General features: G+C 56.5%; 23 protein-coding genes. 14 read left to right on the forward strand and 9 right to left on the reverse strand.

Translation table 11 applies throughout. The features are described 5' to 3' along the window. The first annotated feature begins 65 nt into the window (after nucleotides 1-65). From aegA to IM282_RS10095, 3 genes are all read left to right on the forward strand, one after another. Nucleotides 66-2,042 carry a formate-dependent uric acid utilization protein AegA gene (gene aegA, locus IM282_RS10085; protein WP_192970370.1) on the forward strand — a complete coding sequence of 659 codons (1,977 nt, stop codon included), beginning with the start codon at nucleotides 66-68 and terminating at the stop codon, nucleotides 2,040-2,042. Nucleotides 2,043-2,109: 67 nt separating this feature from the next. Next, nucleotides 2,110-2,700, forward strand: a complete 591-nt coding sequence (nudK, locus tag IM282_RS10090) for a GDP-mannose pyrophosphatase NudK (protein WP_048965538.1) — start codon at nucleotides 2,110-2,112, stop codon at nucleotides 2,698-2,700. A gap of 109 nt (nucleotides 2,701-2,809) precedes the next feature. Then, nucleotides 2,810-3,853 carry a DUF1176 domain-containing protein gene (locus tag IM282_RS10095; RefSeq protein ID WP_022648961.1) on the forward strand — a complete coding sequence of 348 codons (1,044 nt, stop codon included), beginning with the start codon at nucleotides 2,810-2,812 and terminating at the stop codon, nucleotides 3,851-3,853. Nucleotides 3,854-3,934: 81 nt separating this feature from the next. Here IM282_RS10095 and tkt read toward each other — a convergent pair whose 3' ends face one another. Then, entirely contained in the window at nucleotides 3,935-5,923 is a 1,989-nt protein-coding gene (gene tkt / locus IM282_RS10100; RefSeq protein ID WP_022648960.1) for a transketolase, read from the reverse strand. A gap of 19 nt (nucleotides 5,924-5,942) precedes the next feature. Further along, complete coding sequence (gene tal, locus IM282_RS10105; RefSeq protein WP_022648959.1) at nucleotides 5,943-6,893, reverse strand: transaldolase; 951 nt, start codon at nucleotides 6,891-6,893, stop codon at nucleotides 5,943-5,945. A gap of 286 nt (nucleotides 6,894-7,179) precedes the next feature. On the opposite strand from tal, the gene maeB reads away from it, so the two are divergent. Then, a complete protein-coding gene (gene maeB / locus IM282_RS10110) occupies nucleotides 7,180-9,459 on the forward strand; it encodes an NADP-dependent oxaloacetate-decarboxylating malate dehydrogenase (protein WP_022648958.1) in 2,280 nt (759 codons plus the stop codon). Nucleotides 9,460-9,523: 64 nt separating this feature from the next. Here the strand turns inward: maeB and hemF are convergent, their stop codons facing one another. Together hemF and amiA are read right to left on the reverse strand one after the other, a co-directional pair. Further along, nucleotides 9,524-10,423, reverse strand: coding sequence for an oxygen-dependent coproporphyrinogen oxidase (hemF, locus tag IM282_RS10115; RefSeq protein ID WP_045309156.1), 900 nt, complete (start codon nucleotides 10,421-10,423; stop codon nucleotides 9,524-9,526). Further along, nucleotides 10,423-11,298, reverse strand: coding sequence for an N-acetylmuramoyl-L-alanine amidase AmiA (gene amiA / locus IM282_RS10120; protein WP_192970371.1), 876 nt, complete (start codon nucleotides 11,296-11,298; stop codon nucleotides 10,423-10,425). Before amiA ends, hemF begins: the two co-directional genes overlap by 1 nt. Before the next feature lie 212 nt (nucleotides 11,299-11,510). Here amiA and IM282_RS10125 point away from each other — a divergent pair, with 212 nt between their 5' ends. The 10 genes from IM282_RS10125 to pdxK all read left to right on the forward strand — a co-directional run bounded on the left by IM282_RS10125 (nucleotide 11,511) and on the right by pdxK (nucleotide 19,806). Next, nucleotides 11,511-11,936, forward strand: a complete 426-nt coding sequence (locus tag IM282_RS10125) for a GNAT family acetyltransferase (protein ID WP_003861292.1) — start codon at nucleotides 11,511-11,513, stop codon at nucleotides 11,934-11,936. Next, nucleotides 11,923-12,372, forward strand: coding sequence for a DUF2919 domain-containing protein (locus IM282_RS10130; protein ID WP_192970372.1), 450 nt, complete (start codon nucleotides 11,923-11,925; stop codon nucleotides 12,370-12,372). Before IM282_RS10125 ends, IM282_RS10130 begins: the two co-directional genes overlap by 14 nt. Nucleotides 12,373-12,435: 63 nt before the next feature. Next, nucleotides 12,436-13,011 carry an RpoE-regulated lipoprotein gene (locus IM282_RS10135; RefSeq protein WP_032623819.1) on the forward strand — a complete coding sequence of 192 codons (576 nt, stop codon included), beginning with the start codon at nucleotides 12,436-12,438 and terminating at the stop codon, nucleotides 13,009-13,011. A gap of 92 nt (nucleotides 13,012-13,103) precedes the next feature. After that, nucleotides 13,104-14,003 (forward strand): Dyp-type peroxidase, encoded by a 900-nt coding sequence (locus IM282_RS10140; RefSeq protein ID WP_032676148.1) that lies wholly within the window; start codon nucleotides 13,104-13,106, stop codon nucleotides 14,001-14,003. A 176-nt stretch (nucleotides 14,004-14,179) separates the two neighbouring features. Continuing rightward, nucleotides 14,180-15,193: a sulfate ABC transporter substrate-binding protein gene (locus IM282_RS10145; protein ID WP_192970373.1), complete on the forward strand. Its 1,014-nt coding sequence runs from the start codon at nucleotides 14,180-14,182 to the stop codon at nucleotides 15,191-15,193. Continuing rightward, a complete protein-coding gene (cysT, locus tag IM282_RS10150) occupies nucleotides 15,193-16,026 on the forward strand; it encodes a sulfate/thiosulfate ABC transporter permease CysT (protein WP_022648951.1) in 834 nt (277 codons plus the stop codon). Before IM282_RS10145 ends, cysT begins: the two co-directional genes overlap by 1 nt. After that, nucleotides 16,026-16,901: a sulfate/thiosulfate ABC transporter permease CysW gene (gene cysW / locus IM282_RS10155; protein ID WP_003861305.1), complete on the forward strand. Its 876-nt coding sequence runs from the start codon at nucleotides 16,026-16,028 to the stop codon at nucleotides 16,899-16,901. Before cysT ends, cysW begins: the two co-directional genes overlap by 1 nt. Further along, a complete protein-coding gene (gene cysA / locus IM282_RS10160) occupies nucleotides 16,891-17,985 on the forward strand; it encodes a sulfate/thiosulfate ABC transporter ATP-binding protein CysA (RefSeq protein WP_022648949.1) in 1,095 nt (364 codons plus the stop codon). The genes cysW and cysA overlap by 11 nt, the downstream gene beginning before the upstream one ends. Nucleotides 17,986-18,052: 67 nt before the next feature. Beyond that, nucleotides 18,053-18,964, forward strand: coding sequence for a cysteine synthase CysM (gene cysM, locus IM282_RS10165; RefSeq protein ID WP_022648948.1), 912 nt, complete (start codon nucleotides 18,053-18,055; stop codon nucleotides 18,962-18,964). A gap of 5 nt (nucleotides 18,965-18,969) precedes the next feature. After that, complete coding sequence (gene pdxK / locus IM282_RS10170; protein WP_126490288.1) at nucleotides 18,970-19,806, forward strand: pyridoxine/pyridoxal/pyridoxamine kinase; 837 nt, start codon at nucleotides 18,970-18,972, stop codon at nucleotides 19,804-19,806. Between the two features lie 44 nt (nucleotides 19,807-19,850). Here the strand turns inward: pdxK and crr are convergent, their stop codons facing one another. The 5 genes from crr to cysZ form a co-directional block, all read right to left on the reverse strand. Then, on the reverse strand, nucleotides 19,851-20,354 hold the full coding sequence (gene crr, locus IM282_RS10175; RefSeq protein WP_022648946.1) for a PTS glucose transporter subunit IIA: 504 nt from the start codon (nucleotides 20,352-20,354) through the stop codon (nucleotides 19,851-19,853). A 43-nt stretch (nucleotides 20,355-20,397) separates the two neighbouring features. Then, nucleotides 20,398-22,125: a phosphoenolpyruvate-protein phosphotransferase PtsI gene (gene ptsI, locus IM282_RS10180; protein ID WP_022648945.1), complete on the reverse strand. Its 1,728-nt coding sequence runs from the start codon at nucleotides 22,123-22,125 to the stop codon at nucleotides 20,398-20,400. A gap of 45 nt (nucleotides 22,126-22,170) precedes the next feature. After that, the gene (gene ptsH / locus IM282_RS10185; protein ID WP_000487600.1) at nucleotides 22,171-22,428 is read right to left on the reverse strand and encodes a phosphocarrier protein Hpr; all 258 of its coding nucleotides are present in this window, start codon (nucleotides 22,426-22,428) and stop codon (nucleotides 22,171-22,173) included. Nucleotides 22,429-22,745: 317 nt separating this feature from the next. Then, the gene (gene cysK / locus IM282_RS10190) at nucleotides 22,746-23,717 is read right to left on the reverse strand and encodes a cysteine synthase A (RefSeq protein WP_006811453.1); all 972 of its coding nucleotides are present in this window, start codon (nucleotides 23,715-23,717) and stop codon (nucleotides 22,746-22,748) included. Between the two features lie 163 nt (nucleotides 23,718-23,880). Next, nucleotides 23,881-24,642, reverse strand: coding sequence for a sulfate transporter CysZ (gene cysZ / locus IM282_RS10195; RefSeq protein WP_022648944.1), 762 nt, complete (start codon nucleotides 24,640-24,642; stop codon nucleotides 23,881-23,883). Between the last annotated feature and the right edge of the window lie 173 nt (nucleotides 24,643-24,815).

A 24,815-nucleotide genomic window follows, 5' to 3' on the forward strand; every position in this document is an offset into this window, starting at 1 on the left:
CCACTGTGGGTAAATACGATAACAATATAAAGAATAAGGTTATTGAACCAAAAACAGGTGTTGTTATGAATCGTTTTATTATGGCCAACGCTCAACAGTGTATCGGTTGTCGCGCCTGCGAAGTTGCCTGTGTGATGGCGCACAACGGGGAGCAGCACGCGCTGAGCGAGCGCCATTTTCATCCCCGCATTACGGTCCTTACCTCTGGCTTGCGAAAAAGCCCAGTGACCTGCCACCACTGTGAAAATGCGCCCTGCGCGCAAAGCTGCCCGAACGGAGCCATCACGCAACACAGCGACAGCGTACAGGTCAATCAACAAAAATGCATCGGCTGTAAAGCCTGCGTGGTGGCCTGCCCGTTTGGCACGATGGACATGCTGATCACCCCGCTTGAAAATGACAGCGTAAAGGCCTCGGCGCACAAATGCGACCTCTGCCTGGAAAGGCCGCAAGGCCCGGCCTGCGTTGAAAACTGCCCGGCGGAGGTGCTTACGCTCGCCACCCCAGCCGTGCTGGATAAGCTGGTTAAACAGCGCCGACAGCGCAGCGCAAGGCTGGACGCGCTGCCGTGGCACAGCGAGGCGGTTCAATCAGCCCCTCCGCAAACCAAACGGCAACAGATGCAAAACACCCCGGCGCGCGGTGAGCCGGATAAGCTCAGCCCCGACGCGCGCGCCGGCCATTTTAACGAGATCTACTTGCCGTTTCGCCCGGAACAGGCGCAGCGCGAAGCATCCCGGTGCCTGAAATGTGGCGACCACAGCATTTGCGAGTGGACCTGCCCGCTGCATAACCATATTCCGCAGTGGATTGAGCGGATCAGGGCGGGGGATATCATCGGTGCGGCTGAGCTTTCTCACCAGACTAACTGTTTACCGGAAATTACCGGCCGCGTCTGTCCACAGGATCGATTATGTGAAGGCGCCTGCACCCTGCGGGATGCGTCAGGGGCGGTAACCATCGGTAATATCGAACGATATATCTCGGATCGGGCGCTGGCGATGGGCTGGACGCCGGACGTCAGCCACGTTACACCGGTCGGTAAGCGCGTCGCCATCATTGGTGCCGGTCCGGCAGGGCTGGCCTGTGCCGACGTACTGGTGCGCAGCGGCATCGGTGTGACGGTCTACGATCGCCATCCAGAAATCGGCGGATTGCTGACCTTTGGTATTCCGGCCTTCAAGCTGGATAAATCCCTGTTAGCGCGGCGCAGAGAGATATTCAGCGCGATGGGTATCCGCTTCGAGCTGAACTGCGAGGTGGGAAAAGACGTGTCGATGGTCCAACTGCAAAACGACTACGATGCCCTGTTCATCGGCGTAGGGACCTATCGTTCCATGAAAGCAGGTATCCCTCATGAAGACGCGCCGGGCGTGTACGACGCGCTGCCGTTTTTAGTGGCAAACACGCGGAACGTGATGGGTCTTGACCCTACCGCAGACGAGCCGTTTATCGACACGCAGGGGTTAAACGTGGTGGTGCTGGGCGGGGGCGATACGGCGATGGACTGCGTGCGCACCGCGCTGCGACATGGCGCGGCGAAAGTAACCTGCGCCTATCGGCGGGACGAGGCCAACATGCCGGGCTCAAAGAAAGAGGTTAAAAACGCGAAAGAAGAGGGCGCGGCGTTTGAATTTAATGTCCAGCCGGTTGAGCTCACGCTGGATACCGACGGGAAGGTCAACGGTATCCGGATGCTGCGCACCCGTCTGGGCGAGCCGGATGCGCAGGGGCGGCGTCGTCCTGTCCCGGTGGCGGGCAGTGAGTTTGTCATGCCAGCGGATGCGGTGATCATGGCGTTTGGGTTTAATCCGCACGCCATGCCGTGGCTTCAGGCGCAGGGCGTCGAAACCGACGACTGGGGGCGCATCAGGGCCTCCGTGGAGAGCCGTTATCGTTACCAGACCTCGAATCCGCAGATTTTTGCTGGCGGTGATGCGGTACGTGGTGCGGATCTGGTGGTCACCGCGATGCCGGAAGGGCGCCATGCCGCGCAGGGGATCATGGACTGGCTTGGCGTGCCGCCGCGCAACATGCATTAACGCAGACGGGCGACAAAGCGGGCATCACGGCGTAGTATAAACAGACTCATTTTGCCGTGGAGCCCGTATGTCCCTGAACATTACCGTTATTAAAGACAAAATCCTTTCTGAAAATTACTTTGTCCTGCGTAACATCACTTACGATCTCACCCGTAAGAGCGGGGATGTCATTCGCCATAAACGCGAAGTCTACGACCGGGGCAATGGTGCAACCATTCTGCTGTATAACCGTGAAAAGCAAAGCGTGGTGCTGATCCGCCAGTTTCGCATCGCGACATGGGTCAATGGCAACGCGGACGGACGTCTGATTGAAACCTGTGCAGGTCTGCTGGACGACGATGAGCCGGAAGTGTGTATCCGCAAAGAAGCCATTGAAGAGACGGGTTTTGAGGTGGGGGCGGTGCAGAAAGTCTTTGAGCTGTTTATGTCCCCTGGCGGGGTTACCGAGCTGGTTCACTTCTTCATTGCGGAGTACACCGATGCCCAGCGCACGCACCGGGGCGGTGGCGTGGACGATGAAGACATTGAAGTGCTGGAAATGCCTTTCGCTCAGGCTGTCGACATGGTGAAAAGCGGCGAGATCCGCGACGGTAAAGCGGTGATCCTGTTGCAGTATCTGCAAACCAGCGGTTTGATGAATGCTGCGGCGGTAGCGTGATAAGTTGTATTTCAGATAAATCTATCCGATAAATCCGATTGAGCCAGCCCGCCCAGGGCACGAAGATACGCCCCAGATTGACCTATTCGTTTCCGGGGCTGTGCCGTTCATGCGCTACTGCGTTTTTCTTCTCTTCTTCATTTGCGTGCTTCCCGCGCCTTTGGTGTGGGCTGCGCCTGCGCAGCAGTCTTTTTCAGACTGGCAGGTGACCTGCAATAACCAGAATTTCTGCGTAGCGCGCAACACCGGCGAGCATCGCGGTCTGGTCATGACGCTGAGCCGCAGTGCGGGGGCAAAAACGGACGCCAGCCTGCGCATCGATCTCGGCGGTCTTTCGACGCCTCCGGTGAAAGAGCCTGACATTGCCCCGCGCCTGCTGCTCGACAATGTGCCGCTTCAGCTCACGTCGCAACACTGGCAGTTAACCCCCTGGCATCTTAAAACAGACGATACGGGCACCATCACCACGTTTCTGAAAACCATTCAGGAGGGGCAGGCGCTGACCCTGCGCGAGGGGAAGCAGACGATCTCTCTGGCCGGTCTGAAAGCGGCGCTGCTGTTTATTGATGCCCAGCAAAAACGCGTCGGAAGTGAAACGGCATGGATTAAAAAAGGGGATAGTCCACCGCTGAGCGTGCCGCCTGCGCCGGCATTAAAAAAGGTGGCAGTGGTGAACCCCACGCCAACGCCGCTGACGCATAACGAACTTAACGATCTGCTGGATTACGGTACCTGGCGCATGAACCACAGCCAGTGCTCCCTCGATCCGAACCGGCGTGAAGTGCGCGTGACCGCGTTGACCGATGACAAAGCGCTGATGATCATCAGCTGTGAGGCGGGGGCGTACAACACCGTCGATCTGGCGTGGCTGGTGTCGCGTAAAAAACCGTTTGCTGCCAGAAGCGTGAGATTGCGCCTGCCGTTTACCCCTTCCAGCCAGAGTAGCGACATGGAGCTGATGAATGCCAGCTTCGATGAAAAAACGCGCGAGCTGACCACGCTGGCACTGGGACGCGGGATTGGCGACTGTGGGATCCAGACCCGCTGGCGTTTTAACGGCCAGCGTTTCCGCCTGGTGCGCTACGCGGAAGAGCCAAGCTGCGATAACTGGAATGGGCCAGATGCCTGGCCCACGCTGTGGATCACCAGGTAGGGCGCTGTCGCTTACCGGGCCTACGTTTTAGCGATTTGTAGGCCCGGTAAGGCGTAGCCGCCACCGGGCACGAAGACGGCACTACAGCACGCTCAGCGCCTTCTCCACCACGTTCTCAACGGTAAAGCCGAAGTACGGGAACAGCTTATCGGCCGGGGCGGATTCACCGTAACCCTTCATGCCGACAATCGCCCCTTTCAGACCCACATATTTGTACCAGTAGTCGGCAATGCCAGCTTCAACCGCCACGCGCGCCGCGACGTTTGAAGGCAGCACCGATTCGCGGTACGCCTCATCCTGGGCATCAAAGATATCCGTTGAAGGCAGGGAAACCACGCGCACCGCGTGACCCTCGGCGGTCAGTTTCTCGGCCGCTTTTACCGTGATTTCCACCTCTGAACCGGTGGCAATCAGGATCACGTCCGGTTTACCGCCGCTGTCTTTCAGGATGTACCCGCCGCGGGCGATATTTTTCACCTGCTCCGGCGTGCGCTCGATCTGCGCCAGGTTCTGGCGCGACAGGATCAGCGCTGTGGGTCCGTTATGGCGCTCTACGGCCAGCTTCCAGCCCACAGCCGCTTCAACCTGATCGCACGGACGCCAGGTACTGAAGTTTGGCGTCAGGCGCAGGCTCGCCAGCTGCTCTACCGCCTGGTGCGTCGGCCCATCTTCACCCAGTCCGATGGAGTCGTGGGTATACACCATGATTTGCCGCGCCTTCATCAGGGCCGCCATACGCGCCGCGTTACGGGCATATTCGACAAACATCAGGAAGGTGGCGGTGTACGGCACGAAGCCGCCGTGGTGGGCGATACCGTTGGCAATGGCGGTCATCCCGAACTCGCGCACGCCGTAGTGGATATAGTTCCCGGCAATGTCTTCCTTCAGGGATTTAGAGCCAGACCAGATGGTGAGGTTACTTGGCGCCAGATCCGCCGAGCCGCCCAGCAGTTCGGGCAGGACAGGGCCAATCGCGTTCAGGGTGTTTTGTGACGCCTTACGGGTGGCAATTTTCGCCGGGTTAGATTGCAGGTTTTCAATCAGCGCCTGAGTTTTCTCTTCCCAGTCTTCCGGCAGGCCACCGCTCATGCGGCGGTTAAATTCGGCCGCCAGCTCTGGATACGCTTTTTTGTAGGCAGCAAACTTCTCGTTCCAGGCCTGCTGCGCTTTTTCACCTGTTTCGCGAGCATCCCAGGCCCTGTAGATCTCTTTTGGGATCTCAAAGGCCGGGTGTTTCCAGCCCAGTTTCTGGCGGGTCAGCGCCACTTCCTCTTCACCCAGCGCCGCGCCGTGCGCCTCTTCTTTACCCGCTTTGTTCGGCGAGCCGAAGCCGATGGTGGTGCGGCAGACGATCAGGGACGGTTTGTCCTTTACGCTCTGCGCTTCCTGAATCGCTTTTTTCACCGCCTCAGGATCGTGACCGTCGATCTCGTGAACCACGTGCCAGTGATAGGCTTCAAAGCGTTTCGCCGTGTCGTCGGTAAACCAGCCCTCGGTTTCCCCGTCAATGGAGATACCGTTGTGATCGTAGAAGCCAATCAGCTTGCCCAGCCCCAGGGTGCCCGCCAGCGAGCAGACCTCGTGGGAGATCCCCTCCATCAGGCAGCCATCACCCATAAAGACATAGGTGTAGTGATCGACAATCTCGTGGTCGGGCTGGTTGAACTGCGCGGCCAGCGTACGCTCTGCAATCGCCAGGCCGACGGCATTCGCCAGCCCCTGGCCCAGCGGGCCGGTAGTAGTTTCAACACCCGGCGTATAGCCGATCTCCGGGTGGCCCGGCGTTTTGGAGTGCAGCTGGCGGAAGTTTTTTAACTCCTCAAGCGGCAGGTCGTAGCCGGAGAGGTGCAGCAGGCTGTAGAGCAGCATCGAGGCGTGACCGTTGGAGAGAATAAAACGGTCGCGATCGTACCAGGTCGGATCGGTCGGGTTGTGCTTCAGGAAGTCGTTCCACAGCACTTCGGCAATATCAGCCATACCCATGGGGGCGCCAGGGTGGCCGGAATTGGCTTTTTGTACGGCATCCATGCTGAGGGCGCGAATGGCGTTGGCGAGCTCTTTACGGGACATAGTTCACTCCGTGGCAAGGTTAAAGTTTGGCGGCGAGAAGATCTTCGAGTTTGCGCTGGTCGACGGCAAACTGGCGGATGCCATCTGCCAGTTTTTCCACGGCCATTGGATCCTGATTGTGCTCCCAGCGGAATTCCGCTTCGGTCATGGGTTTCGGTTTTGGCAGAACGGTAGAGGTCGGTACCAGCTTGCGGATCACCGTCTCTTCACTCTCCTGAAGCTTTTTCAGCAGGTCAGGAGAGATGGTCAGACGGTCACAGCCCGCGAGCGCCAGGATCTGCTCGGTGCGGCGGAAGCTGGCCCCCATCACGATGGTCTCGTAGCGATGCTGCTTGTAATAATCGTAGATATTACGCACCGATTTTACGCCAGGATCTTCTTCCACCACGTACGGATCCATTGGCTGTTTCGCCTGATACCAGTCGTAGATACGCCCGACAAACGGTGAAATCAGGAACACGCCCGCTTCGGCGCAGGCACGCGCCTGGGCGAAGGAGAACAGTAGCGTCAGGTTGCAGTGGATCCCCTCTTTCTCCAGCACTTCCGCCGCGCGGATGCCTTCCCAGGTAGACGCAAGCTTGATCAGAATGCGTGACTTATCGATTCCCTGCTCCTGGTAGAGTTCCACTATGCGGCGGGCCTTGTTGATGCTCTTTTCCTGGTCAAACGAGAGGCGGGCGTCCACTTCGGTAGAGACGCGTCCCGGTATGCTTTTAAGAATTTCCGCACCGATATTGACCGCCAGCTTGTCGCTGGCTTCGGCGACCTGCTGTTCCTGCGTTTTCCCGCGCTGTTTGCCGTAGGCAAGGGCGTCATCAATCAGATGACTAAAGTGCGCAAGACCGGCCGCCTTGAGCAGCAGAGAGGGATTGGTGGTCGCGTCTTCCGGCTGGTAGTGACGAATCGACTCGATGTCGCCGCTGTCTGCAACCACGGTGGTAAATTGTTTGATGCCGTCTAGCTGGTTCATAATTACTCCTTGGAAATAAAAGAGTTAGTCGAGTGCGTTAGTTCACACTTCTGAGAAAATCATGATGGACTTAACAAAAAAGCATAGCAGACGGGGGAGGCATTGCTTTCTGAGACGGGTAACATGGCTGTTATAAATTGATAACAATTTTTATTCTGCAATGGTGAGAGTTTGGCAGCCTTCAAAGTTTAGGAGCCTGCCTGCGGCGATACTATGCGGCACACCAGGGTGTGCATAGGAACGTCGACATCACCCTTTTTGACCGAAACGTGAAAGGAATAACAAGATGGATGATCAGTTAAAACAAAGCGCTCTCGATTTTCACGAGTTTCCTGTTCCGGGTAAAATCCAGGTATCCCCGACCAAACCGCTGGCGACCCAGCGCGATCTGGCGCTGGCCTACTCGCCGGGCGTGGCTGCTCCGTGCCTGGAAATCGAAAAAGATCCGCTGGCAGCGTACAAATACACCGCGCGCGGCAACCTGGTGGCCGTTATCTCTAACGGTACGGCGGTGCTGGGGTTAGGGAACATCGGTGCGCTGGCTGGTAAGCCGGTGATGGAAGGGAAAGGCGTTCTGTTTAAGAAATTTGCCGGTATCGACGTCTTCGATATCGAAGTGGACGAACTGGATCCGGATAAATTCATCAACGTGGTGGCGGCGCTGGAGCCGACCTTCGGCGGCATCAACCTGGAAGACATCAAAGCGCCGGAATGTTTCTATATCGAGCAGAAGCTGCGCGAGCGTATGAACATTCCCGTGTTCCATGACGACCAGCACGGCACGGCGATTATCAGTACCGCCGCCATTCTGAACGGCCTGCGCGTGGTGGAGAAAAATCTCTCCGACGTGCGCATGGTGGTCTCCGGCGCAGGCGCCGCGGCCATCGCCTGTATGAACCTGCTGGTGGCGCTGGGCATGCAGAAGCACAATATTGTGGTCTGCGACTCCAAGGGCGTGATCTACAAAGACCGCGAGCCAAACATGGCGGAAACCAAGGCGGCCTATGCGGTGGAAGACGACGGCAAGCGCACGCTTGAAGACGTGATTGACGGTGCTGACATTTTCCTCGGCTGTTCAGGCCCGAAAGTGCTGACCCAGGAGATGGTGCAGAAGATGGCGCGCGCGCCAATGATCCTGGCCCTGGCGAACCCGGAGCCGGAAATTCTGCCGCCGCTGGCGAAGGCGGTGCGTGAAGACGCTATCATCTGCACCGGACGTTCGGACTACCCGAACCAGGTGAACAACGTGCTCTGCTTCCCGTTCATCTTCCGCGGGGCGCTGGACGTCGGCGCCACGGCGATCAACGAAGAGATGAAGCTGGCTGCCGTTCATGCTATCGCAGAGCTGGCGCACGCCGAGCAGAGCGAAGTGGTGGCCTCCGCCTACGGCGATCAGGATCTGAGCTTCGGCCCCGACTACATCATCCCTAAACCATTTGACCCGCGTCTGATCGTGAAGATCGCGCCAGCGGTGGCCAAAGCGGCGATGGACTCCGGCGTGGCGACGCGGCCGATTGAAGATTTCGATGCCTACGTCGATAAACTCACCGAGTTCGTTTACAAAACCAACCTGTTTATGAAGCCGATCTTCTCCCAGGCGCGCGCCGACGCGAAGCGCGTGGTGCTGGCGGAAGGGGAAGAGGCGCGCGTGCTGCATGCCACGCAGGAGCTGATCACCTTAGGGCTGGCGAAACCGATCCTGATTGGTCGTCCGAGCGTGATCGAGATGCGTATTCAGAAGCTCGGCCTGCAAATAAAGCCGGGCGTGGACTTTGAGATCGTTAACAACGAATCCGATCCGCGCTTCAAAGAGTACTGGAACGAATACTATTCGATCATGAAGCGTCGCGGGATCACCCAGGAGCAGGCGCAGCGGGCGGTGATCAGCAACACCACGGTGATCGGCGCGATCATGGTTCATCGCGGTGAGGCGGATGCGCTGATCTGCGGCACCATCGGCGAGTACCATGAGCATTTCAGCGTGGTACAGGAGATCTTCGGCTATCGCGAGGGCGTCCATACTGCCGGCGCAATGAACGCGCTGCTGCTGCCAAGCGGTAACACCTTTATCGCCGATACCTACGTCAACGACGATCCCTCCCCGGACGAACTGGCGGAAATCACCGTGATGGCGGCGGAAACCGTGCGCCGCTTTGGTATCGAGCCGAAAGTGGCGCTGCTGTCGCACTCAAACTTCGGGTCATCCAAATCCGCGGCGGCGTGCAAAATGCGCCAGACGCTGGACCTGGTGCGAGCGCGCGCGCCGGAGCTGATGATCGACGGCGAGATGCACGGCGACGCCGCGCTGGTGGAGAGTATTCGTAATGAACGTATGCCGGACAGCCCGCTGAAAGGCTCGGCGAACGTGCTGATTATGCCGAACGTGGAAGCGGCGCGTATTAGCTATAACCTGCTGCGCGTGTCGAGTTCTGAAGGTGTGACCGTCGGGCCGGTACTGATGGGGGTGTCAAAACCGGTACATGTGTTAACGCCGATTGCCTCCGTGCGTCGTATCGTCAACATGGTGGCGCTGGCGGTGGTTGAGGCGCAGACGCAGCCGCTGTAAGGGCGCGTTTGCTTACCCGACCTACGGATTGAGTAGGCCGGATAAGCGCAGCGCCATCCGGCAGTTAAATCCAGTCGCGTACTTTAAGGAACTCACTCAAGGCAGCCTCCGGGCTGCCTTCTTTTGGCGCGTAGCTGTATTCCCAGCGCACCAGCGGCGGCATCGACATCAGAATGGACTCCGTGCGCCCGCCGGTTTGCAGGCCAAACAGCGTCCCGCGATCCCACACCAGATTAAACTCCACATAGCGCCCGCGACGGTAGAGCTGGAACTCACGCTCGCGCACGCCGTAGTCGGTGTCTTTGCGGCGTTCGACAATCGGAAGATAGGCGTCGGTAAAGCCTTCACCCACCGCGCGCATAAAGCTGAACGCGGTATCAAAATCCGGGGTATTGAGATCGTCAAAGAACAGCCCGCCGATGCCGCGCTGCTCGTCGCGATGCTTCAGATAGAAATAATCATCGCACCACTTTTTGTATTTCGGGTAAACGTCTTCGCCAAACGGCAGGCAGAGATCGCGCGCGGTGGTGTGCCAGTGCACGGCATCCTCTTCAAAGCCATAGTAAGGCGTTAAGTCGAAACCGCCGCCAAACCACCAGACCGGATCGGCCCCCGGTTTTTCCGCGATGAAAAAGCGCACGTTGGCGTGGCTGGTTGGCACAAACGGGTTATGCGGATGCACCACCAGCGATACGCCCATCGCCTCGAAGCTGCGGCCCGCCAGTTCAGGCCGATGCGCCGTGGCGGACGCTGGCATTGCATCACCGTGGACGTGGGAGAAGTTGACCCCGGCCTGTTCAAAAATACCGCCGTTACGCAGCACGCGGCTGCGCCCGCCGCCGCCCGCTTCGCGCTGCCAGGTGTCTTCCTGGAATTCACCGCCGTCTGCGGCGGTCAGTTTCTGGCAAATCGCGTCCTGGAGCTGCATCAGGAAAGTTTTGACCAGCTGTGCATTCGGTTTCATCAACGTTTCCTGGAGTGCGCTTTTTGATTATCGAACCAGTTGAAATAACTGATGACCCCGGAGGCGATGGCGTTCGCGATCTTCTGACGAAACGCCTTATTGCCGAGTAAACGCTCTTCTTCCGGGTTGGTAATGAACGAGGTTTCCACCAGCACGGACGGAATAGACGGTGACTTCAGCACCACAAACGCGGCCTGCTCGGTGCTTTTACTGTGCAGACGGTGCACGGGCTTAATCCGTTTGAGGATATGCGAGCCGAGCGTCAGGCTGTTTTTGATGGTATCGGTCTGCACGAGATCGAACAGAACCTGCTGCAACAGATGGTCTTTGTCGGTGGCTTTTTTCCCGGCCACTTCATCCGCCCGGTTTTCGCGATCGGAGAGGTATTTCGCCATGGCGCTACTGGCGCCACGGTTGGAGAGCGCAAATACCGAGGCGCCTGCGGCGGAAGGGTTTGTGAAGCCATCCGCGTGAATGGACATAAACAGGTCTGCGCCGTGCTTGTGGGCAATCTCCACGCGATCGTACAGCGGGATAAACGTGTCGCCTGTGCGCGTCAGGCGGGCGTCAATACCGTTGCTGCGTAAAATTGCGCGTACATTTTTTGCAATTGCCAGCACGACGTGTTTTTCTTTCGACCCGTTTCGGCCAATGGCGCCGGTGTCGATCCCGCCGTGGCCCGGATCGAGCATGACCAGACGCTTTGCGCCAGCTTTTTTGGTTTTCGGCTTGCTGTGTCCGTTACTGGTTTTAAGCGTGCTCTCTTCTTTTGCCTGAGCCTGCTTTGCGATACCCGATAACGTTAAGGCCGCCAGCCCCGCTTTGAGAACCTGACGACGCGATGTGAGTGCTTTTAATGGTTTGAATGTGCTCATGCGGCCTGAATTGTAAAAATTGGGGTCCTGGTGTTATATCGTATCGTGTTTCCCGTTACGACAGTCCTTATTGAGAATTGTTTTACTTTTCATTTCAATACGTGACAAAGTGACATTATGCCAAATTTTGGCGAGTTTTTCCCCGGTTATTGGCTAAACGCCCTGTTCACGCCATAATCACTGTTTTTAAACCCGAAAAGGCGGTTAATACCATGGAGATACGCGTTTTTCGCCAGGAAGATTTCGAAGAGGTGATCACCCTTTGGGAGCGCTGCGATCTGCTGCGTCCGTGGAACGATCCGGAAATGGACATCGAACGGAAGGTGAATCACGACGTCAGTCTTTTTCTGGTCGCTGAGGTCAACGGCGAAGTGGTCGGGACGGTGATGGGTGGGTACGACGGCCACCGCGGCTCGGCCTACTATCTGGGCGTGCACCCGGAATATCGCGCGCGCGGCATCGCCAACGCGTTGCTTAACCGTCTGGAAAAGAAACTGATCGCCCGTGGCTGCCCGAAAATCCAGATTATGGTCCGGGAAGATAACGACGTGGTGCTGGGCATGTATGAACGTCTGGGCTACGAGCACGCGGATGTACTGACGCTGGGTAAGCGCCTGATCGAAGATGAAGAGTACTGAGTTCCACCCTGGCGACTACGACGTTCACGGTCGTCTGCGTCTGCCTTTTTTGTTCTGGTGCGTTCTGCTGTTGCAGGCCCGCACCTGGGTGCTGTTCGTGATGGCTGGCGCGTCGCGCGGGCAGGGCGATACGTTACTGAATCTCTTTTATCCCGATCACGATGCGTTCTGGCTGGGGTTACTGCCGGGCGTACCGGCGGTCCTGGCGTTTCTGTGCAGCGGACGGCGGCAAGCCATTCCGCGCTTCTGGCGCGCGCTTCGCTGGCTGTTAATCCTGGCGCAGTTTGTGCTTCTGGTCTGGCAACCCTTGCTCTGGCTGTACGGCGAGCCGCTTTCGGGTATCGGGACTGCACTGGTGGTGGCGGATATCGTCGCGCTGCTGTGGCTGGTCACGAATCACCGTTTACGCGCCTGTTTTACGCAAGAGCCAGATTAAAACGGCACTTTTTGCCGATACTGCACTCCAACAAGCGTTGATTTACTACGTAAGGACGTCTCAATGAAATCGCTGCGTTTACTTTTATGCGCTCTCCCGCTGGCGTTAACCGGCTGTTCCACGCTCTCATCCATCAACTGGTCTGCGGCCTATCCGTGGAACTGGTTTGGCTCCTCAATGGAAGTGACCGAGCAGGGCGTGGGCAAAATCACCGCCTCGACGGCGCTGGATCAGGATGCCATTCAGGATGCCATCGGCAGTGATTATCGCCTGCGCAGCGGCATGAAAACCGAGAACGGCAACATCGTGCGCTATTTCGAAGCGTTGAAAGATGACAAGGTGGCAATGGTCATCAACGGCGATAAAGGTACGGTCAACCGCATTGCGGTGATGGATGAAGAGATCCCGACCTCAGGTGGCGTGAAGGTGGGAACGCCGTTTGGCGAACTCTATCAGAAAGCGTTTGGCCACTGCGCCAGTGTGCCATCGGAGGAGAGCGTGGCGGTCGAGTGTAAGGCCGACGGCAGCCAGCATATTAGCTATGTGTTCAGCGGCACCTGGAACGGTCCGGAAGGGTTAATGCCGTCTGACGACACCCTGAAAAAGTGGAAAGTGAGCAAAATTATCTGGAAGCAGTAATTTGCGCCTGAGCAAGCCGCCTCGCTGAAATCCAGGTATAATAGCCGCCATCAATGCCACGCTGTCGTGGCATCTTTATTTCAGGAGGAGCGATGTCTCAGGTTCAGAGTGGCATTTTGCCAGAACATTGCCGGGCGGCGATTTGGATTGAAGCCAACGTCAAAGGGGACGTGGATGCCCTGCGCGCGGCCAGCAAAGTTTTCGTTGATAAACTGGCCACCTTCCAGGCCAAATTCCCCGAAGCCCATCTGGGCGCGGTGGTTGCCTTTGGCAGCACCGTCTGGCGTCATCTGAGCGGCGGCGAAGGCGCAGAAGAGCTGAAAGACTTTATTCCTTATGGCAAAGGTCTTGCGCCCGCCACCCAGTATGACGTTCTGATCCATATCCTCTCCCTGCGTCACGACGTGAACTTTTCTGTCGCTCAGGCTGCGATTGAGGCCTTTGGTGACAGTATCGACGTGCAGGAAGAGATCCACGGTTTCCGCTGGGTGGAAGAGCGCGATTTGAGCGGCTTCGTCGACGGCACCGAAAACCCGGCCGGGGAAGAGACGCGTCGCGAGGTGGCTGTAATCCAGGATGGCGTGGACGCGGGCGGCAGCTATGTGTTCGTCCAGCGCTGGGAGCATAACCTCAGGCAGCTTAACCGCATGAGCGTGCATGACCAGGAGATGATGATTGGCCGTACCAAAGATGCCAATGAAGAGATTGACGGCGATGCGCGTCCGGTCACTTCCCACCTGTCCCGCGTTGACCTTAAAGAAGACGGTAAGGGGCTGAAGATTGTTCGCCAGAGCCTGCCGTACGGCACCGCGAGCGGTACGCACGGCCTGTACTTCTGCGCTTACTGCGCACGCCTCTACAACATCGAACAGCAGCTGCTGAGCATGTTTGGCGATACCGACGGTAAGCGTGACGCGATGCTGCGCTTCACCCGCCCGGTGACCGGCGGCTACTACTTTGCGCCGTCCGTTGAGCGCCTGCTGGCGTTGTAAATCGCTCTCCATTCGTAGGCCGGGTAAGCGTGAGCGCCACCCGGCAATTTCTCCCGCACCTCTTATTCCCTTTTCTGCTTCTAAATCACCAAACGGTATATAAAACCGTTACTCCTTTAGACTCCGTTATAAATATTATGACTATAAGATAGTCATCACATTTATAAGGGTGCGCAATGGCCGTTACTGTACTGAAAAAAGGATCGCTGGCACTGGCAGGTTTACTGCTGGTGGCGCAGGCGCAGGCAACCGAGTTGCTGAACAGTTCTTATGATGTTTCGCGCGAGCTGTTTGCCGCCCTTAATCCCGCATTTGAACAGCAGTGGGCGAAAGAGAACAACGGCGACAAGCTGACCATCAAGCAGTCGCACGCTGGCTCATCTAAGCAGGCGCTGGCCATTTTGCAGGGGCTGAAAGCGGACGTGGTGACCTACAACCAGGTCACGGACGTGCAGATCCTGCACGACAAAGGCAAACTGATCCCGGCGAACTGGCAAAGCCGCCTGCCGAACAACAGTTCGCCATTTTACTCCACCATGGGCTTCCTGGTGCGCAAGGGCAACCCGAAGAACATCCACGACTGGAACGACCTGGTGCGTTCAGACGTAAAGCTGATCTTCCCGAATCCGAAAACCTCCGGCAACGCACGTTACACCTACCTGGCGGCGTGGGGCGCGGCGGACAAAGCTGACGGTAACGATAAAGCGAAAACCGAACAGTTTATGACCCAGTTCCTGAAAAACGTCGAGGTGTTTGATACCGGCGGTCGTGGCGCAACCACCACCTTCGCCGAGCGCGGGCTGGGCGACGTACTGATCAGCTTTGAATCCGAAGTGAACAATATTCGTAAACAGTACGAAGCGCAGGGCTTCGAAGTGGTTATCCCGAAAACGAACATTCTGGCCGAGTTCCCGGTGGCGTGGGTGGATAAAAACGTTAAGGCTAACGGCACAGAAAAGGCGGCGAAAGCCTACCTGAACTATCTGTACAGCCCGCAGGCGCAGACCGTTATCACCGACTACTACTACCGTGTCAACAACCCGGACGTGATGAGCAAGCTGAAAGACAAATTCCCGCAGGCCGAGCTGTTCCGCGTGGAAGATCATTTCGGCGCCTGGCCTGAGGTCATGAAAACGCATTTTGTCAGCGGCGGTGAGTTGGACAAACTGCTGGCAGCGGGGCGTAAGTAATGTTTGCAGTGTCCTCCAGACGTGTGCTGCCGGGCTTTACCTTAAGCCTCGGGACCAGCCTGCTGTTCGTCTGTCTGATTTTGTTATTACCGCTCAGCGCGCTGGTGATGCAGCTCGCTGAGATGAGCTGGTCCCAGTACTGGGAAGTGATTACTAACCCGCAGGTGGTGGCGGCCTACAAGGTCACCCTGCTGTCTGCGTTCGTGGCCTCGATTTTTAACGGCGTGTTTGGCCTGCTGATGGCGTGGATCTTAACTCGCTATCGCTTCCCGGGCCGCACCCTGCTCGACGCGCTGATGGATCTGCCGTTTGCCCTGCCGACGGCGGTTGCCGGTTTGACGCTGGCGTCGCTCTTCTCCGTGAACGGGTTTTACGGTGAGTGGCTGGCGAAGTTTGATATCAAAGTGACCTATACCTGGCTCGGTATCGCGGTGGCCATGGCCTTTACCAGCATCCCGTTTGTGGTACGTACCGTGCAGCCGGTGCTGGAAGAGTTAGGACCCGAATACGAAGAGGCCGCAGAAACGCTCGGCGCCACGCGCTGGCAGAGTTTTCGCAAGGTCGTGCTGCCGGAACTCTCTCCGGCGTTGCTGGCGGGTATCGCGCTCTCCTTTACCCGCAGCCTCGGTGAATTTGGCGCGGTCATTTTTATCGCCGGGAACATCGCGTGGAAAACCGAAGTGACCTCGCTGATGATTTTTGTCCGTTTGCAGGAGTTTGATTATCCGGCCGCGAGTGCGATTGCCTCGGTGATCCTTGCCGCGTCGCTGCTACTGCTGTTCTCGATTAACACTCTGCAAAGTCGCTTTGGTCGACGTGTGGTAGGTCACTGATGGCGGAAGTTACGCAATTGAAGCGCTATGACGCGCCCCGCATCAACTGGGGCAAATGGTTTCTGATTGGTACCGGCGTGCTGGTCTCCGCATTCATTCTCGTCGTGCCGATGGTGTACATCTTCGTTCAGGCCTTCAGCAAAGGGATTATGCCCGCGCTGCAAAACCTGGCCGATCCGGACATGCTCCACGCCATCTGGCTGACGGTCATGATTGCCCTGATCACCGTCCCGGTGAATCTGGTGTTTGGCGTATTGCTGGCATGGCTGGTAACGCGCTTTAACTTCCCGGGGCGTCAGCTGCTGCTGACCCTGCTGGATATCCCGTTTGCGGTGTCACCGGTGGTGGCGGGTCTGGTTTATCTGCTCTTCTACGGTTCCAATGGCCCGCTGGGCGGCTGGCTGGATGAACACGACCTGCAGATCATGTTCGCCTGGCCGGGGATGGTGCTGGTGACCGTCTTTGTCACCTGTCCGTTCGTGGTACGCGAGCTGGTGCCGGTGATGCTCAGCCAGGGCAGCCATGAAGATGAAGCCGCGGTGCTGCTCGGCGCTTCCGGCTGGCAGATGTTCCGCCGCGTCACGCTGCCGAATATCCGCTGGGCACTGCTTTACGGCGTGGTGCTGACCAACGCCCGTGCGATCGGTGAGTTTGGCGCGGTGTCGGTGGTATCCGGCTCGATTCGCGGCGAAACCCTGTCGCTGCCGTTACAGATTGAATTACTGGAACAGGACTACAACACCGTCGGTTCCTTTACTGCCGCAGCGTTGCTGACGCTGATGGCGATTTTGACCCTGTTTTTGAAGAGTGTGGTGCAGTGGCGTTTAGAGAATCAGGAAAAACGTCAGCATCAGGAGGGAAATCATGAGCATTGAGATTGCCAATATTAAGAAGTCTTTTGGTCGCACCCAGGTGCTGAATGATATCTCGCTGGATATCCCTTCCGGACAAATGGTGGCGCTGCTGGGGCCGTCTGGCTCCGGTAAAACCACGCTGCTGCGTATTATCGCCGGGCTTGAGCACCAGACCAGCGGACATATCCGCTTCCACGGTACGGACGTAAGCCGTTTGCATGCCCGCGACCGTAAAGTGGGTTTTGTATTCCAGCACTACGCCCTGTTCCGCCACATGACGGTATTCGACAACATCGCGTTTGGTTTGACCGTACTGCCGCGTCGTGAGCGTCCGAATGCGGCCGCCATCAAAGCGAAAGTGACCAAACTGCTGGAGATGGTGCAGCTGGCTCATCTGGCGGACCGCTTCCCGGCACAGCTTTCTGGCGGGCAGAAACAGCGCGTGGCGCTGGCGCGTGCGTTAGCCGTGGAACCGCAAATCCTGCTGCTGGACGAACCGTTTGGCGCGCTGGATGCGCAGGTGCGTAAAGAGCTCCGCCGCTGGCTGCGTCAGCTTCATGAGGAACTCCAGTTCACCAGCGTTTTCGTGACCCACGATCAGGAAGAGGCGATGGAAGTAGCCGACCGCGTGGTGGTGATGAGTCAGGGCAACATTGAGCAGGTTGACGAGCCAGAGCAACTCTGGCGTGAACCGGCGACCCGCTTTGTGCTGGAGTTTATGGGGGAAGTAAACCGCCTTCAGGGTACTATTCGCGGCGGTCAGTTCCACGTTGGCGCGCACCGCTGGCCGCTGGGGTATACCTCCGCGCACCAGGGGCCGGTGGATCTGTTCCTGCGCCCGTGGGAAGTGGACGTCAGCCGCCGTACCAGCCTGGACTCACCGCTTCCGGTGCAGGTGCTGGAAGCTAGCCCTAAAGGTCACTACACCCAATTAGTGGTACAGCCCCTGGGCTGGTACACCGAGCCGCTGACCGTGGTTATGCGTGACGACGAGCCGCCGCACCGGGGGGAACGCCTGTTTGTGGGGCTGCAACACGCGCGCATTTATCACGGGAACGAGCGCATCGAGACGCGCGAGGATATTGCTCTGGCGGAGTCAGCCTGATAGGTTATTGAGTATGTTTTTCGCCCGGTGGCGTGATGCTTACCGGGCTTTTTATTGAGTAAAAAACGTGAATACACTCGAACACACCATCGGCAACACCCCTCTGGTCAAACTTCAGCGCATGGGGTGTGACAACGGCAGCGAAATCTGGGTCAAACTTGAAGGCAATAACCCGGCGGGGTCGGTGAAAGACCGGGCGGCGCTGTCGATGATTGTTCAGGCCGAAAAGCGCGGCGAAATAAAGCCCGGCGACGTGCTGATCGAAGCCACCAGCGGTAACACCGGTATCGCACTGGCGATGATAGCCGCCCTGAAAGGCTATCGTATGAAGCTGCTGATGCCGGATAACATGAGCCAGGAGCGCCGTGCCGCCATGCGTGCCTACGGGGCCGAGCTGATTCTGGTGAGCAAAGAGCAGGGGATGGAAGGGGCGCGAGATTTAGCGTTAGCGATGGCGGAGCGCGGGGAAGGCAAGCTGCTCGACCAGTTTAATAACCCGGACAACCCGTACGCGCACTACACCACCACCGGCCCGGAAATCTGGCAGCAAACCGGCGGGCGCATCACCCACTTTGTCTCCAGCATGGGGACCACGGGCACGATCACCGGTGTGTCACGTTTTCTGCGCGAGCAGGAGCAGCCGGTGACGATTGTCGGCCTCCAGCCGGAAGAGGGAAGCAGTATTCCGGGCATTCGCCGCTGGCCCGCGGAGTATATGCCGGGCATCTTTAATGCGCAGCTTGTGGACCAGGTGCTGGATATTCATCAGCGCGAGGCGGAAAATACCATGCGTGAGCTGGCCGTGCGTGAAGGCATCTTCTGCGGCGTCAGTTCGGGTGGCGCGGTAGCGGGGGCGATTCGGGTGGCTAAGGCAAACCCGGGTGCAGTAGTGGTAGCGATTATTTGCGATCGCGGCGATCGCTACCTGTCGACCGGCGTCTTTGGTGAAGAGAGTTATTCGCAGGGGGCGGGGATTTAAGCGTCATGGAGATGATTTTATTCCGGGATAACACCCGGGCGCAGCAAACCGATATTGTCGCCGTTCAGTCGCAGGTGGTGTACGGCAGTGTGGGAAACAGCATCGCGGTGCCAAATATTCGCACCCATCGACTGAACGTTACCGCCGTGCCGACGGTGCTGTTCAGCAATACGCCTCACTACGACACCTTCTACGGCGGAGTGATCCCGGACGAGTGGTTCAGCGGCTACCTGAAGGCGCTGGAAGAGCGCGAGATCCTGCGCGAGCTTAAAGCAGTCACTACCGGCTATATGGGCAGCGCCAGCCAGATCGTGCTGCTGGCGCAGTGGCTGAAGGCGATCAAAGTTCAACATCCCGATCTGCTGGTGCTGGTCGACCCGGTAATCGGAGACATCGACAGCGGGATGTACGTGAAGCCGGATATTCCTGAAGCCTACCGTGAGCACCTGCTCCCGCTGGCCCAGGGCATTACGCCCAACGTGTTTGAGCTGGAAGTGCTGAGCGGCAAACCGTGCCGTACGCCGGAGAGCGCCATTGCCGCCGCGCAGGGGCTGCTGTCTGACACGCTTAAATGGGTGGCAGTCACCAGCGCGCCAGTGGCTGACGATCCGCAAAATATCCACGTCGTGCTGGTGAGCGGGGAGGGCGTTACCGTAAGCGCACACCCGCGCGTTGAGACGGACCTGAAAGGGACGGGGGATCTGTTCTGTTCGGAGCTGGTGAGCGGTATCGTCGGCGGTAAAACCGTGGCCGACGCCATTCGCATGGCGGGCGACAGGGTGACTGACGTGATGATCTATACGCAGTCGAAAGGCTACGACGAGCTTATTCTGCCTGCATAAACAAAAATGGCGCCCGAAGGCGCCATTTTACCGTGCGGCAAGAATTACTTCTTGATGCGGATAACCGGGGTTTCACCCACGGTAACGCTGCCAGACAGTTTGATCAGCTCTTTGATTTCGTCCATGTTGGAGATAACAACCGGAGTCAGGGTAGACTTCGCTTTTTCTTCCAGCAGTGGCAGATCGAATTCAATTACAGGGTCGCCAACTTTAACACGCTGGCCTTCTTCCGCGATACGTTTGAAGCCTTCGCCTTTCAGTTCAACGGTGTCGATACCGAAGTGAACGAACAGTTCGATACCGCTATCTGATTCGATAGAGAACGCATGGTTGGTTTCAAAAATCTTACCAATGGTACCGTCAACTGGAGCAACCATTTTGTTGCCAGTTGGTTTGATAGCAATGCCATCACCAACGATTTTCTCAGCAAACACTACATCCGGCACGTCTTCGATATTGACGATCTCGCCGGAGAGCGGAGCAACAATCTCAATAGTTCCGGAGTCGCTATTGCTTTTGTCACCGAACAGTTTACTAAATAAACCCATTAGACTTATCTCCTAAGCAGTAATTTGGGCCGCATCTCGTGGATTAGCAGATTGTTTTTTCTTCAATGAACTTGTTAACCAGCGTCATTAACTCGTCCGTTGTCGGTTGAGCAAGAGCCTGCTCTGCTAATACCTTCGCATCTTCGAAGTTCGTGTTACGGATAATCTTCTTGATGCGCGGGATGGAAATGGCGCTCATAGAGAATTCGTCCAGACCCATACCCAGCAACAGAAGTGTAGCACGTTCGTCGCCTGCAAGCTCACCACACATGCCAGTCCATTTACCTTCTGCATGAGAAGCATCAATAACTTGCTTGATCAAATTCAGTACAGACGGCGACATTGGCTGGTAGAGATGTGAAATCATATCATTACCACGGTCAACTGCCAGGGTGTACTGCGTTAAATCATTGGTACCGATACTAAAGAAATCAACTTCTTTGGCTAAATGACGTGCAATGGTCGCGGCTGCCGGTGTTTCCACCATCACGCCGATCTCGATTGACTCGTCAAATGCTTTACCTTCGTCACGCAGTTCCTGCTTGTAGATTTCAATCTCTTTCTTCAGTGCACGCACTTCTTCAACAGAGATGATCATCGGGAACATGATGCGCAGCTTACCGAAAGCGGATGCACGCAGGATAGCGCGAACCTGGTCACGCAGGATCTCTTTGCGATCCATGGCGATACGTACGGCACGCCAGCCCAGGAACGGGTTCTCTTCTTTCGGGAAGTTCATGTACGGCAGCTCTTTGTCGCCACCGATATCCATGGTGCGGACGATAACGGCCTGCGAGCCGCACGCTTCCGCAACCGCTTTGTACGCTGCAAACTGCTCTTCTTCCGTTGGCAGGGCGTCGCGGTCCATGAACAGGAATTCAGTACGATACAGACCTACACCTTCCGCACCGTTGCGCTCAGCGCCGTCAACGTCACGTACGGTACCAATGTTAGCGCACACTTCAACCTGATGGCCGTCCAGCGTGATGGCTGGCAGATCTTTCAGTTTAGCGAGTTCCGCTTTCTCGGTAGCAACCTGCTCCTGAACGGAACGCAGCTGCTCGATCACATCGTTAGTTGGGTTGACGTAAACCACGTTGTTTACGGCATCCAGAATCAGATAGTCGTCGTTTTTCACCTGCGAGGTGACGCTACCGGTACCCACGATGGCTGGTAGCTCCAGAGAACGCGCCATGATAGAGGTGTGGGAGGTACGTCCACCTGCATCAGTAATGAAACCCAGCACCTTGTTCAGGTTCAGTTGTGCGGTTTCAGACGGGGTCAGGTCAGCGGCAACCAGGATGACTTCGTCCTGAATCGCGCTCAGATCGATAATGGCCAGACCCAGGATGTTGCGCAGCAGGCGCTTACCGATGTCACGTACGTCAGCCGCACGCTCTTTCAGGTATTCATCGTCCAGTTCTTCCAGGGCAGTTGCCTGACCTTCGATAACTTCATGCGCAGCCGCGTCGGCCGTCATGCCTTTATCTTTAATCAGGGCTATGATTTCCTGCTCCAGCTCCTCATCTTCGAGCAGCATAATGTGCCCTTCGAAGATGGCTTCTTTTTCTTCACCGAAAGTTTCGCCAGCTTTAGTTTTAATCGCTTCCAGTTGCGCAGATGCCTTGGCACGACCGCTCAGAAAACGTTCAACTTCCTGATCAACCTTGTCGGCAGAAATTTTTTTCCGGTCAATGACGATTTCGTCTTCTTTCAGCAGCAATGCTTTGCCGAAAGCGATACCCGGGGATGCTAAAATGCCTGAAATCATAACCCTACCTTACTTGTGACTGATATTGAAAAGAACCCGGTAAACTTACTCGAGTTCAGCCATCAGCTTAACCAGATGCTCAACTGCTTTCTGCTCGTCTTCACCTTCAGCGGAGATGGTAACAACGGTACCCTGAGTCAGACCCAGAGTTTGCAGCTTGAACAGGCTTTTTGCGCTAGCGCTTTTGCCGTTGGAAGTCACAGTGATTTCAGAAGTGAAGCCTTTCGCTTCTTTAACAAACTGAGCAGCAGGGCGGGTGTGCAGACCGTTCGGAGCGGTAATGGTAACTTCTTGCTGGAACATTGTATTTCCCCAACTTATAGGTTTAGTGTTGTGGAACTAAAGTCTAGCCTGGCGACTTAACTTTAGCCTGTATAGTTAGCGCTGACGTTTCAATCGTCATTAAACATTATGCAGTGAAAGCAAGACTTGAACCAAATCATAAAATCGATTCAGCAGCGCTATTTCGTTCACCGATTAATTTCGCGCATCAAAATAATTGCTGGTTTAAATACCAGACCCAACGGGGTGAAGCAATGCCAGGAGGGGTAAAACTTTGAAGCAGGCCACAAAAAAGCACCTGAAAAGGTGCTTTTTTACGCGTTTTTAACATACTGGCATCACTGTTGCAGTTCTTTCTCTGTGAACAGATCGGCAAACAGTGCTGTGCTTAAGTAACGCTCACCCGAAGACGGTAGGATAACCACAATATTCTTGTTGGTAAAGGTTTCGTCTTCCAGCAGTTTGAGAGCTGCAGCAACCGCCGCACCGGAAGAGATACCCGCCAGAATGCCCTCCTCGTCCATCAGGCGACGCGCCGTGGAGATGGCTTCTTCATTGGTGATGGCGACCACTTTATCGATCAGCTTCAGATCGAGGTTGCCTGGAATAAAGCCAGCGCCGATACCCTGGATTTTGTGCGGACCTGGTTTGATCTCTTCGCCTGCCAGCGCCTGAGCGATAACCGGAGAGTCGGTTGGCTCAACGGCAACGGTAATCAGATCTTTTTTACCTTTCGTGCCTTTAATATAGCGAGACACCCCGGTCAGCGTACCGCCGGTGCCTACGCCGGAGATAAACACATCAACCTGACCGTCGGTATCTTCCCAGATTTCCGGGCCGGTGGTTTTCTCATGAATTTCCGGGTTGGCCGGGTTGCTGAACTGCTGGAGCAGCAGATACTTTGCAGGATCGCTGGCGACGATTTCTTCGGCCTTCTGAATCGCGCCCTTCATGCCTTTCGCGCCTTCCGTGAGGACCAGATTCGCACCCAACGCTTTCAGCAGCTTACGGCGCTCAATACTCATGGTTTCAGGCATAGTCAGCGTCAGCTTATAGCCGCGCGCCGCCGCAACATAGGCCAGGGCGATACCGGTATTGCCGCTGGTGGGTTCAACCAGCTCAACGCCAGGTTTCAGCACGCCACGCTTTTCAGCATCCCAAATCATATTCGCACCGATACGGCATTTAACGCTGAAGCTTGGGTTACGAGATTCGACCTTCGCCAGAATGCGTCCATTACCGATACGGTTCAGTCGAACCAGGGGCGTATGACCGATAGTCAGCGAGTTGTCTTCATAAATCTTACTCATGGCCTGTCCTTAACTGTATGAAATTGGGATACCGACCCAGCATACCTGTTGAACAGGTATGGGGAAGTAAGGAAATCGCATATCTATATGCTGCAAGGAAATAATGGGGATCAGTATGGAATAAGGGGCGGCATAAGCCACCCCTCTTTTACACATTTTTGCATTACTTCCATAACGCGTGCTTAGCACGGTAGCAGTCCACCCACATCGCCGTCGCGCCGCAAACGGCAACGGGCATGATGAACAGATTCAGGAAAGGGATCATGGTGAACAGGCTGGTAAGGGCACCAAACTGCATATTGGCAACCTTCTGAGTGCGCAGGGCAGTGCGCATCTCTTTAAACGGCACTTTGTGGTTATCGAACGGATAATCACAGTACTGGATAGCAAGCATCCAGGCGCTGAACAGGAACCACAGCACGGGTGCGACCGTCTGGCCGATCCCGGGTACAAAATAAAGGATGAGCAGCACAATCGCCCGCGGCAGGTACCACGCAAACTTCTGCCATTCGCGCTTCATGATGCGGGGGACATCTTTCACGATCCCCAGTACGCCCGTGTCAGGCGGCGCCGCACCGGTCAGGCGCGCTTCCAGCTGTTCGGCCAGCAGACCGTTGAACGGCGCGGCTATCCAGTTAGCTATCGTCGAAAAGAAATAGCCGAAAACCAGCAGCACGGAGATAACCGCAATCGGCCAGAGCAGGTAGTCCAACCACTGTAACCAGTCCGGCACATAGCTCATCAGGGAAGGGATCCAGCTTTCCAGTCTGGTGAACAGCCACCAGAACGCGCCCCCCATCAGAATAATGTTGATCAGTAACGGCAAAACAACGAAGCGTCGAATGCCCGGCAGGGAGACCAGTTTCCAGCCCTGAGAAAAGTACCAGACCCCGCTACGTGGGGCAGAAGAAGATGTTGAAACCATACCAGGCTGTACTCCTTTTTACACAACCAGTGGAATTGCCCGCCTATATTATCCAGTTACGGGCCAATGACCAGTTCGGAAATGTTCGAAAAACCAGCAAAAAGCACGATTTAGTTCATCTTTATGCTGTGAATGCTCTGCATACACTTGCACTTGACGTAAACGGCAAATAC

The sequence above is a fragment of the Enterobacter cloacae complex sp. P29RS genome (assembly GCF_014893445.1).
GTDB lineage: Bacteria > Pseudomonadota > Gammaproteobacteria > Enterobacterales > Enterobacteriaceae > Enterobacter > Enterobacter intestinihominis.